We start from the raw sequence: 9,708 nt of genomic DNA on the forward strand, positions 1-9,708 counted from the left end.
AAATGGTATGGTTTCTATAGCTTATTACTAAGGTTTAAGAAAAATAACGTCACTAGAATGCTAAAAGAATTGGAGAATTTGGAAAATCCTGTTGCTTTGGGTGAGGTTAAAACAAGTTGATGGATTACTTGATCCAAAAGATCACAAAAAAAAACTGAGATTTCGCTTTAACTAGGGCTTTTATCTTCTGTCTTTTTAATTAGTAAAAAAATCAAAAAATGTTTTTAATGTTTTTAATGCTTTTAACAGCTTTTAAGTCCGCTACAACCCTTATGTACAAACGCTTTCATTACCCATAGAACGTAGTTTACTTACCCATAGAACGTAGTTTACTTACCCATAGAACGTAGTTTACTTACCCATAGAACGTAGTTTACTTACCTTATAACGATATTTATTTATTTATCGTCATAATGGTGGTATATTATTTATCGTTATATAGTTAGAGGACTAAGTTGATGAAACCAAGCATGAATGCAGGTAATAATAAGATGGATCTTATAGTTAAGACAAACAGACTAAATACGGCAATCCAAAATCTTACGCTTGCTGAAATAAGGTTGGTTCAGCTAGCTATCATAGATAGCAGAGAAAAAAATGAAGGATTGTCAGCAGACAAGCCTTTAACTATAAAAGCCTCAAGGTACGCTGAAGCGTTTGGAACGACAAGACAAGGTGCTTATGACGTACTTAAAAAAGCGGAAGAAAATCTATTCGAGCGTAGATTTACTTTTTTAGACGAAAATGATGGTTATCCCGTTAAGTCCCGTTGGATAAGTCAAGCAAAGTATAAGCAGGATAAAGGTACTATTGAGATTATATTTACGCCTGCGGTAGTAAATGAAATAACACGTATAAACGGTATAGAGCAGTTTTTTACTAAGTACACGTTAGAACAAACATCAATGCTCAATAGTATGTATTCAGTACGTTTATATGAACTTCTAATACAATGGCGTGAAGCCAAAAAGACGCCTTTATTTGGTTTAAAAGTGTTTAGAGGTCAACTTGGAGTAGACGATGATGAATATCAACGGATGTGTGACTTCAAATCTGGTGTTTTAGACAAAGCTATTAAAGAAATTAACAAGCACACTGATATCAAAGTTGGCTATGAGCAAGAAAAATACGGTAAAAATATTATTGGTTTTAAATTTAAAGTACTGTCAAAAAGTAAGCCTAAAGATAGTAAGCAACAAGGTGTTAGTAGAGATAAAGATACAGCCGATATGTTTACGATTGAAGGTCTAAATGATAAACAGCTAGGCCGTATTGCTCGAAATCCTAGTTTTGTAGCAGATTATAATGATCTAGTTAGTTCGACTAGCCCAGCTGGTCAGGATATGAAGGTGTGGGAGTTTGAAATGATTAATCGTCTCAAAAAAGACGCTTCAAAGTTTAAAAAACGTCCAATCAGAGACTATCTTGAATACTAAAAGTTATAAACAAGTTGAGTGTCCACTACAGTATATTTTTTGATTATATTTTGAGGCTTTTATAGTAAGAACGTTAAGAAAGTAGTAAGGTAAATATTTGCTAATATAAATATTAGACCCTAATTATAAGTAATATAAAATTTATTCTACAATTACTAGGAGTAGTTGTTCTAATTTTCATACTAACAATTATTTTTGCCACTGATTAGAGGTTTCTTATTACTTCTTCTGCTATATACCAACAAACCTTATTTTATTTTCAGTAGCCTAAATTTCAAGGTGTATATAGCGTATGTATACTTGCATCAAAAGTCCAAAATAAGCGATTTACTTTGTGTAATAACTAGCATGAGGTTTATTTTGCTGCGCTTAATCAATCCGTCACTATCTTGTTAAGGAAGGAGTTTATGGATGCGCTAAGTGCATTACTACAAAACGTGCACTTACTTGAGACAAAATACTATCGTTTGAATGGGCATGGTAACTGGTCTTATTCGTTTTCTAGAAAAGACACGATTATGTTCTATTCGGTACTATCTGGTAGCTTTTGCATTCAGATAGGAGATGAAGTACGAGAGGCGCATAGTGGCGATACTATTATGATCTCTGACGATTATCAGCATGTGAGTTATGCGCTCAATCACAATGGAGATAACGCCAGAACTCTAAACGATTTAATGGATAATAATACCAATGAAATTATTCAACTTAACGATAGTGGCGACAACAATGCTTGTTTAATACTAATTGAATGCCACTATGATAAAGAAATGATTCGTCCGTTATTGTCTATGTTGCCCCCAATGTTACCAAATATTAGTGCTGAGTCTGATGGTCGTTTTAAGACGATAGATCTAGAGATTAAGCTATTAGCCTTAGAGTCTAAATATGAGCGTATGGGTAGGGCGGCTGTCATTAATCATTGGGCCAGTATCATACTAATTGAGTGTTTGCGTACCTATATTGAGACCCTGCCTGAAGCCACTGATAGTTGGTTACGAGCGATGAGGGATCCTCATTTAGTTAAGGCAATAGCTGTTATGCATCGTTGGCCAGAACGAAACTGGACTATTCACAAGTTGGCTGAAGTCGCTGGTATATCTCGGTCAAACTTTGCTCAGCGTTTTAAAAACGTAGTGGGTATGCCACCGTTGACCTATCTAAGTGATTATCGTCTGCGCCTAGCTGCCCACTATTTGCGTTTGCAACAGAAAAGTATTAGTCGTATTAGTGAGCTGGTAGGGTACGCTTCAGATTCAACCTTTAGTCAAGCTTTTAAGCGAGTGTACGGAGTATGTCCAAGTGTGTATCGTCAGAGGCATCAAAAAAAGCCGCCTATGCCAGTGACTTTTCTCTCTTTAAAATCATTTGTCGTAGTGCAATTCGTGGTTCCCCAAATAGGGACTAAGATTTATCATCTAAGCTATTAATATATAAAGGAATGTTGTTTGGTAGGTTTGCTCAGTGTATATAATAGTATACTTACTGCGATTCACTCGTAGGGTTTTTAACGAATAAACCATCAGATTAAGTTATGCTGATTAGTAACAGCCAACAGATAAAAACACTAAGATACGGAAAGTGTTTTTATCTGTTGAACAACTTAAGGGGTAATCTATGGAGAGTAATAAATTTATATTGCGAGCAATAGCAGCCTTTATTTTGATTTTTGGACTAACATATGCAGTTATAATTAAATTTAAATTAATGTCACCCAGCATATTTTATAGTCTTTTTTAATGGAAATAATTTTAAAGTTAAAGTCCGTCTAGGGCTTTTTTATGCCTATTATTCTATTTTGGCGGTCAAGAAACGTCTAGTCAAAGACACAACTTACATCACGATAACATATCAGCAGTCTTAACAATGACTCAGAAACACTATAAACATTCATTGTACAGACGTCCTAATTGCGTCCATCTATATTAGATATATCAGCTTGAAAATTAAGACTGCTGATAGCCTATTCATCAATAAAAATAAGAAAACATGGATGCGCTTAATATAGATAAGTTGACTCACAAACTCATAAATGGAAAAGGAAAACCATAATGGACAATCAAAATGTGAACGAAAAAAGTATGGATGAACAGTACAAAAACAATCAAAAAATGGATAATGATATGAATAACCAAACACTAAAAGGCGAATGGAACCAGCTCAAGGGTTCAGTAAAACAAAAGTGGGGAGAGTTAACAGATGACGATCTTACCCATATCGAAGGTGACCGTGACAAACTGGTTGGCCGTGTCCAAGAGCGTTATGGTCATTCAAAAGAAGATGCTGAACGTGATGTAGATGAGTGGCGTAACCAAAATAAATATTGATTATTATGTTTTTAATAGTCATACCCTGAAAATGCAAAAAGCCCGTGGCTATGGTCACGGGCTTTTTTAGTCAATGCTGCTAATTATGTGAGTAAAGATAAAAGGCTTGATTGCAGGATAGGCTGCCGCCGTCAAAAATGGGATATTTTGAGATAGCGATTAGTCGGAACAATTAAAACTGATAATAACCTTACAGAAACCCTTTAATATTTAATGGATTGCGCGACTTCCAATACTTACTGCACGCCATCTGCCGGTGTCTTATCTAGATTTGAATTATTTTCGTTGATATAGACCGTATCATCAGCCTTTTGGTCATTTCCATTACTAGAATAGTATGCTGTACCTCCTGCACCTTCTTCGTCCTCTGTAGAAGCAGTAGTTTGATCTTCAGCCTCGCTCGCTGTTTGCACAGGTGTCATTTCGCTAGACTCCTCCGTATTAATAGCTGGCTCTTCTGTCTCATTACTGCAAGCGCTGAGACCAACGAAACTCACCAAAAATACTATCCATAATCTACTTTGAAGTGACTTAGTTAATACTGATGTTTTCATTTTAATATCCTTATCATAGTTAAAACCGGAAGATTTAAAAAAGCTATAGAAAACGATCATAAGATAATTGAACTAAGCTGATTCAAATACTAACGCAGACCATTATCCTTTTATTATTTATAGTCAGACTTTTTAACCCATTTCCCATCATCATTTTTATGATAAACATTTTCGACAGCAGCCCAAGCGGTAGCAAACCAACGCGACTCGTCATCATATTGCGCGTTAGCACTATTAAAAGCCGCTTGAAAAATTTCTTGGGCGTGTTCAGGTAAGTTGTCTTTTACGCTGTCAGGTAGATCGGATAATTTATCGTAAGGCATAGCATCTATCCTTATAGATATTTATGATTATTTTTTTATGATTATTGAATATTTAATTTTACAGGACTGCTATCAACAAACCAGAAGAGCCACGTGTCAGGTTGTTTTAAAAGTGTTAATAGCATATTCATAATTTATTTTGAAGCGACTTGGGAGCTACTGATGTTCTCATTTTAATATCCTTATCATAGTTAAAACCGGAAGATTTAAAAAAGCTATAGAAAACGATCATAAAATCATTGAACTGACTATACCAAGGAAAAACAAAATGGACTGGATAAGTATTTTTATTTATGACACTACATGGACTTTTGCGGTAGAAATAGTCATACGTACCACCATTATGTTTTGCTTGATCATTTTATTGTTACGAAGTACAGGCAAACGCGGTATTCGCCAACTCACTATTTTTGAGTTAACCATGATTTTGGCGCTGGGCTCTATTGCCGGTGACCCCATGTTTACAGAGGATTTGCCGCTTATCCAAGCGGTGCTCATCATGGGTCTTGTTTTACTTCTCTATAGACTTTGTACTTGGTTCACCACGAAGCACAAGCTTTTTGAGCTCCTATTAGAAGGCAAACCCACTTATATCGTAGAAAATGGTTTATTGATAATTGAGGATGTCGAAAAAGGTAAAATGTCGCATGATGAATTTTTTACTGAAATGCGTCAACAAGGCGTGCGTCATTTAGGACAAGTGGAGGTTGGATTGCTCGAAACAGATGGTGATTTCAGTGTCTTGTTATTTCCACATGATGAGACGCAGTATGGACTACCTATTTTTCCTAAAGAATTTCAGGCAGCAAAAGTGCTAGAAAATGGTCATCCCTATGCCTGTATGCATTGCGGATATGTTGAGTATATCTTAGCGCCAGATGAAGTATGCAATCGATGCCATCATGCAAAGGGGTGGGCTAAAGCTCTAAATACTAAGATAGTAAATTAGTTAGGATGACTGGTTGACCACCTCAATAATACTCTTACAAATAAGGCTGTTTATACTGCGTAGCTTTTGCTCAGGCGCACCATGACAGACACTGCGAAAATCATAAAGCTCGTCTTTATAGCTGATGCAATAAAAAAACGTGCCGACGGGCTTCTCTTTGGTTTCAGAACCGCCAGACTTTAATAGTCCTGTACAAGCCACATATAAATCGGCCTCAAACAGCGTTTTAGATTTATTGACAAGTTCTCGAGTGACCTCTAATGATTCAGGCGTACACTCATCAATTAGTTGACTCGATATATTTAACACGTTCTTTTTTATCGCGACGTCGTAACACACTAAGCCACCCATTAACACATCACCTGAATAGGGACTCATAGAAAAGCGATGCGCTAGATAGCCTGCGGTTGCGCTTTCAATAAAAATTATGGTTAATTGCTTATCTGCCAACAACTTAGCACAGCTATCAGTCACAACGCCCTCCATACTAACATTAGAACAATCAAGGTCATTACAGTACTTTCCTATTTAAGATTCAATACAAGTAGTGATGAACTTGCGTAACAGTACTTTTTAATTAGGTTTGCACTAGTAAAGGTAGAATAGATAACAGTTCAGTTCCTGTAGACTGGTTAGATTAGGGCATACCCCAATGAAACCAGTTTATTACACCTCTAAACGAATCAAAAACGATTAAGAGACTACCCTATTTAGACTTTGATTAAGGAACCACTTTAAATCGACTTTTCTCTCTAAAATCATTTGTCACAATCTAATTTATCTAACTGGAAAACATTGGCTAATGATCCTTATCTAATAACACAACTCCTTCTTTAACATACTTGTCTCAGATCAGTTTCTTAGTTACAGTCAGAAACGTCAGCTCAAATAATCAACAATCAAATAGAAACAACTTTTTATCAAGGAGAGTACTTGTGGAGCTAGAACTGACAGAGGTTTCAGAAAAAAATGCTTCTAACTTACATTATAGTGAGTGCATTATCATGCGTTTAACTTATATTAGCTGCTATAACACCAACAATGCGAATATTGAAGTAGCGCGTATCCTTGAGCAAGCGCGACGAAACAATGAGCGCAATGATATCACTGGGGTTTTAGTACTTAATGAAAACTATTTTCTTCAGAGTATTGAGGGTGCAAGATCTGATATTAATAACTTATTAAAAAACTTAATCCAAGATGATCGACATTTTTCGTTGCAGATCATTGAATGTCGTGAAGTTGAACATAGGCGTTGGAATAAATGGTCAATGAAATATTTAACGCTCAAAGATGAGGATAAAGAGTATGTACTGAAGTTCTCAGATAGCAATAAATTCAACCCTTATTTCATGAGTACTTCCCAAATTACTATGTTTATTGAAGCACTATCAGAACTTCAAAAATAACACGCTTCTGAGAAAAAGAAACCTAGTGTTCTATCAGCCTCGTAATTCCTCTAAGGATATTTTGGTGTGGTGACTATTTCCAAAATCTATCACTTCCTTTCAGGAAGGCTGGAAACCTAATTTTTCAAGATAAGGTATATAAAAAACCTGCTTATTTTCATCCCATAGCTCAGTCCGCGTAGCGAATTGCTTGTAGTCCTCACCTTTCTTAGCTTTACTAGCTCGCTCGCTCATCTGTGAAAGATTAGCCGCAAATGTTCCTCTTTGCTTATCTGTCATTTTTAGCGAGTTGAGCATATCAGGCGTGTGACTCCTTATACTAGAACACAATCTGTAGGCTGTACGTCCATTGTTTACGGCATTCTTTGAATTTATTTATTCTCAATACCAACAACCGAAGGGCGTTAGCTTTCAACTAATCAAATATCTCTGAATGGCTGCCCAGCCTAACGAAATCTAACGTATCGCTCTGAACACGGTAGATAAGTACCAAATCAGGTTTGATGTGGCAGTCTCTAAATCCTTTATAATTGCCGGTCAACGCATGGTCTTTATATTTAGCCGGTAGCGGTACATCGTTAGTCAGACAATTAAGCACCTCGCCCCATGCAGGAGTGAGTAAGTCTAGATAATTCTTTTTAGCATCTCTCTTAAACTGGTTTGATACTTCAATGGATCTCATCAGCCTCGCCTTCTAGCTCATCCATAAGATCACCAAAGCTGTCGTACTTAGTGCCGTTACCACTCGCAACCTCTGCAATAGCCGCGAGTGTTTGCGCGTTAAGCTTAGGCTGGTAATCAAAAGACAAGGGAACCGCATTGGTATCGGCTACTTGGTTTAAGAACAGTCTTATGGCTTGTGAAGGTGTTAACCCATAGCTTTCTAGAACAGAAAAAGACCTGTCCTTCAGATCCTGGTCAAGCCGTATATTATAATTGGTCGTAGTCATAGTAATCACCTTTCGCTTATATTCGTACCCCTAATATAAGCGAAAGGTGATTAAATCTCAATAACTTTAGCGTTCTATCTTCTCGCTAATCTAAGCAATAATAGTCTGCTCATTCAATCCAGCAAGAAAGTCATCAACTGCCTTTTCAATCCCTTTTCCCATAACGTGAAGGTCAGAAGTTGAATAATCCCCTAGCTCATTCCTTTCATCCATGACTTCAAACAGCTTTGTCCTAACGGCTTGCTCATGCGTCTTATCGTCAATCAACAGCAAATTAAGCTTTACGATAGCTCTATCGTAGGCTTCTTGGGTGGCTTCAAGCTGAAGGCTTTTATTGCTAGCTACTGATACACCGATCATACTCATAAATGACTCCGCTACTAGAATTATCTGTAGCGACAGATAATTTTTTTAGGTAAATAAATTGTTTGTACCAAGCTAAGATTATGCCAGTGAATGATGAGAAGTAACGCTCTTATAAACCCTTTTTTGCAGCAAATATTACGACAGATAAAATATCCGTTATTTTCTACCTAATTTAATGACTACACCTTACGCACCCTAAAGGGACTGCCAAATAGCTGATATTGTTAGGTTTAACGAATTGAATTTGTATACGAAAAGTTTACAAAAACGAGGTTAACCATTGATTTATTAGATAAAAAGGTGTCTACAATTTGTTTACAGGCTAGCTTCTAAAAAGCGAAAAACAGCCCTTTTTCACCGCCTTTTTCTCCAAAAATGACGCTTTCCTAACAGCTGGATTTATGGTGTAGTAAGTACACTTCAATGAAATAATACTCAATTATCAGGAAAAAGTGGCTATGAACTATGCAATTTTGAGGACAGCAAAATTAAAGACGATGGGGAATATTGGCGGCAGTCTGGCACACAACTACCGAACGATAGAAACACCCAATGCTGACCCCAATCGCACCCCTAAAAATGATCACACAGTCGCTACCCCTGAAGCCGTCAAACAGGCAATAAAAGATCGGCTCCCTGACAAAAGACGCTCTGATGCGGTGCTATGTATTGAGTATTTAATAACCGCCAGTCCTGAATGGGACGGCTGGGGGAAAAGCCAGGAAGCAGAATTTTTTAAGCGAGCGAGTTTATGGCTCAGTGATAAGCATGGAGAAGAAAATATTGCGGGTATGAGTATTCATCGGGACGTAACCACACCGCACCTAGTCGCTTATGTCGTTCCTATTGACCAAAAGGGGAAGCTGAACTGTAAGGATTTTCTAGGGGGCAGGGTTAAGTTAAACAAGATGCAGACAGATTTTGCCAATACGGTCGCTGATTTAGGGCTAACGAGGGGCAAGGAAGGCTCTAAAGCTAAGCACACTAGCATCAAGGAGTATTACCACGACATCAACCACGCGAGAGACTTCACTATCGAAGCCGTATCGCCTAAGCCTGAAATGTTTGAAAGCAAGGCTCGGTATGGTGAAAAGGTCACAGCAGCCGTTATTGAGCAAGTAGAACCGACGGTGAAGGCAGCTAACAGCATTCTAACGGAGTACGGGAAGGCTAGAGTAGATAAAAGCGTGGCAGAAGCGAGCTATGACACTCTCAAAAAACGTGTTGAGTATTACTTAGTAGCTATTGAAGGGTTAAATCAAGAGGAAGTTGCTAGAGTGAATTATGCCATGCAGCTAGAAAGCCGTAAAATCGCTGTAGAGAGGGATAAAAGTAAAAAGGCTAGGTAGGTATCAAAATATTAAAATAAAGCTATTAAACATAATTCTGTAGAC

General features: G+C 37.3%; 13 protein-coding genes. 6 read left to right on the plus strand and 7 right to left on the minus strand.

Annotation, left to right across the window (positions count from 1 at the left end):
* The first annotated feature begins 458 nt into the window (after positions 1 to 458).
* The 3 genes from repM (at position 459) to AK823_RS13825 (ending at position 3,763) form a co-directional block, all read left to right on the plus strand.
* Positions 459 to 1,436 carry a replication initiation protein RepM gene (gene repM, locus AK823_RS13815; protein ID WP_228138955.1) on the plus strand — a complete coding sequence of 326 codons (978 nt, stop codon included), beginning with the start codon at positions 459 to 461 and terminating at the stop codon, positions 1,434 to 1,436.
* A gap of 407 nt (positions 1,437 to 1,843) precedes the next feature.
* Positions 1,844 to 2,866, plus strand: a complete 1,023-nt coding sequence (locus AK823_RS13820; RefSeq protein ID WP_082785779.1) for an AraC family transcriptional regulator — start codon at positions 1,844 to 1,846, stop codon at positions 2,864 to 2,866.
* 693 nt (positions 2,867 to 3,559) lie between these two features.
* Positions 3,560 to 3,763: a CsbD family protein gene (locus AK823_RS13825; protein ID WP_068330448.1), complete on the plus strand. Its 204-nt coding sequence runs from the start codon at positions 3,560 to 3,562 to the stop codon at positions 3,761 to 3,763.
* A gap of 236 nt (positions 3,764 to 3,999) precedes the next feature.
* Here AK823_RS13825 and AK823_RS13830 read toward each other — a convergent pair whose 3' ends face one another.
* Both AK823_RS13830 and AK823_RS13835 read right to left on the minus strand, forming a co-directional pair.
* Positions 4,000 to 4,317, minus strand: a complete 318-nt coding sequence (locus AK823_RS13830; RefSeq protein ID WP_068330424.1) for a hypothetical protein — start codon at positions 4,315 to 4,317, stop codon at positions 4,000 to 4,002.
* A 113-nt stretch (positions 4,318 to 4,430) separates the two neighbouring features.
* The gene (locus AK823_RS13835; RefSeq protein ID WP_068330427.1) at positions 4,431 to 4,640 is read right to left on the minus strand and encodes a ChaB family protein; all 210 of its coding nucleotides are present in this window, start codon (positions 4,638 to 4,640) and stop codon (positions 4,431 to 4,433) included.
* 268 nt (positions 4,641 to 4,908) lie between these two features.
* Between AK823_RS13835 and AK823_RS13840 the strand changes: the two genes are divergently transcribed.
* The gene (locus AK823_RS13840; protein WP_068330430.1) at positions 4,909 to 5,589 is read left to right on the plus strand and encodes a DUF421 domain-containing protein; all 681 of its coding nucleotides are present in this window, start codon (positions 4,909 to 4,911) and stop codon (positions 5,587 to 5,589) included.
* Here the strand turns inward: AK823_RS13840 and AK823_RS13845 are convergent, their stop codons facing one another.
* Positions 5,590 to 6,063, minus strand: coding sequence for a nicotinamide-nucleotide amidohydrolase family protein (locus tag AK823_RS13845; protein WP_228138954.1), 474 nt, complete (start codon positions 6,061 to 6,063; stop codon positions 5,590 to 5,592). It lies immediately after the preceding gene.
* A 461-nt stretch (positions 6,064 to 6,524) separates the two neighbouring features.
* On the opposite strand from AK823_RS13845, the gene AK823_RS13850 reads away from it, so the two are divergent.
* Complete coding sequence (locus AK823_RS13850; protein ID WP_068330434.1) at positions 6,525 to 6,998, plus strand: BLUF domain-containing protein; 474 nt, start codon at positions 6,525 to 6,527, stop codon at positions 6,996 to 6,998.
* Between the two features lie 99 nt (positions 6,999 to 7,097).
* Here the strand turns inward: AK823_RS13850 and AK823_RS13855 are convergent, their stop codons facing one another.
* The 4 genes from AK823_RS13855 to AK823_RS13870 form a co-directional block, all read right to left on the minus strand.
* Positions 7,098 to 7,295, minus strand: a complete 198-nt coding sequence (locus AK823_RS13855) for a hypothetical protein (RefSeq protein WP_068330436.1) — start codon at positions 7,293 to 7,295, stop codon at positions 7,098 to 7,100.
* Between the two features lie 118 nt (positions 7,296 to 7,413).
* Complete coding sequence (locus AK823_RS13860) at positions 7,414 to 7,680, minus strand: type II toxin-antitoxin system mRNA interferase toxin, RelE/StbE family (protein WP_068330438.1); 267 nt, start codon at positions 7,678 to 7,680, stop codon at positions 7,414 to 7,416.
* Positions 7,667 to 7,948 (minus strand): type II toxin-antitoxin system RelB/DinJ family antitoxin, encoded by a 282-nt coding sequence (locus tag AK823_RS13865; protein ID WP_068330440.1) that lies wholly within the window; start codon positions 7,946 to 7,948, stop codon positions 7,667 to 7,669. Before AK823_RS13865 ends, AK823_RS13860 begins: the two co-directional genes overlap by 14 nt.
* A gap of 90 nt (positions 7,949 to 8,038) precedes the next feature.
* The gene (locus AK823_RS13870; protein ID WP_068330442.1) at positions 8,039 to 8,314 is read right to left on the minus strand and encodes a hypothetical protein; all 276 of its coding nucleotides are present in this window, start codon (positions 8,312 to 8,314) and stop codon (positions 8,039 to 8,041) included.
* A 458-nt stretch (positions 8,315 to 8,772) separates the two neighbouring features.
* Here AK823_RS13870 and mobV point away from each other — a divergent pair, with 458 nt between their 5' ends.
* A complete protein-coding gene (gene mobV / locus AK823_RS13875; RefSeq protein WP_068330444.1) occupies positions 8,773 to 9,663 on the plus strand; it encodes a MobV family relaxase in 891 nt (296 codons plus the stop codon).
* Positions 9,664 to 9,708: the final 45 nt, after the last annotated feature.

Source organism: Psychrobacter sp. P2G3 (assembly GCF_001593285.1).
GTDB lineage: Bacteria > Pseudomonadota > Gammaproteobacteria > Pseudomonadales > Moraxellaceae > Psychrobacter.

What these genes read in the sequence shown, in the direction of transcription:
- AK823_RS13840 (WP_068330430.1), top strand. Translation starts at nt 4,909, where the DNA reads ATGGACTGGATAAGTATTTTTATTTATGACACTACATGGACTTTTGCG.
- AK823_RS13870 (WP_068330442.1), bottom strand. Translation starts at nt 8,314, where the DNA reads ATGAGTATGATCGGTGTATCAGTAGCTAGCAATAAAAGCCTTCAGCTT.
- repM (WP_228138955.1), top strand. Translation starts at nt 459, where the DNA reads ATGAAACCAAGCATGAATGCAGGTAATAATAAGATGGATCTTATAGTT.
- AK823_RS13820 (WP_082785779.1), top strand. Translation starts at nt 1,844, where the DNA reads ATGGATGCGCTAAGTGCATTACTACAAAACGTGCACTTACTTGAGACA.
- AK823_RS13830 (WP_068330424.1), bottom strand. Translation starts at nt 4,317, where the DNA reads ATGAAAACATCAGTATTAACTAAGTCACTTCAAAGTAGATTATGGATA.
- mobV (WP_068330444.1), top strand. Translation starts at nt 8,773, where the DNA reads ATGAACTATGCAATTTTGAGGACAGCAAAATTAAAGACGATGGGGAAT.
- AK823_RS13865 (WP_068330440.1), bottom strand. Translation starts at nt 7,948, where the DNA reads ATGACTACGACCAATTATAATATACGGCTTGACCAGGATCTGAAGGAC.
- AK823_RS13855 (WP_068330436.1), bottom strand. Translation starts at nt 7,295, where the DNA reads ATGCTCAACTCGCTAAAAATGACAGATAAGCAAAGAGGAACATTTGCG.
- AK823_RS13835 (WP_068330427.1), bottom strand. Translation starts at nt 4,640, where the DNA reads ATGCCTTACGATAAATTATCCGATCTACCTGACAGCGTAAAAGACAAC.
- AK823_RS13825 (WP_068330448.1), top strand. Translation starts at nt 3,560, where the DNA reads ATGAATAACCAAACACTAAAAGGCGAATGGAACCAGCTCAAGGGTTCA.
- AK823_RS13860 (WP_068330438.1), bottom strand. Translation starts at nt 7,680, where the DNA reads ATGAGATCCATTGAAGTATCAAACCAGTTTAAGAGAGATGCTAAAAAG.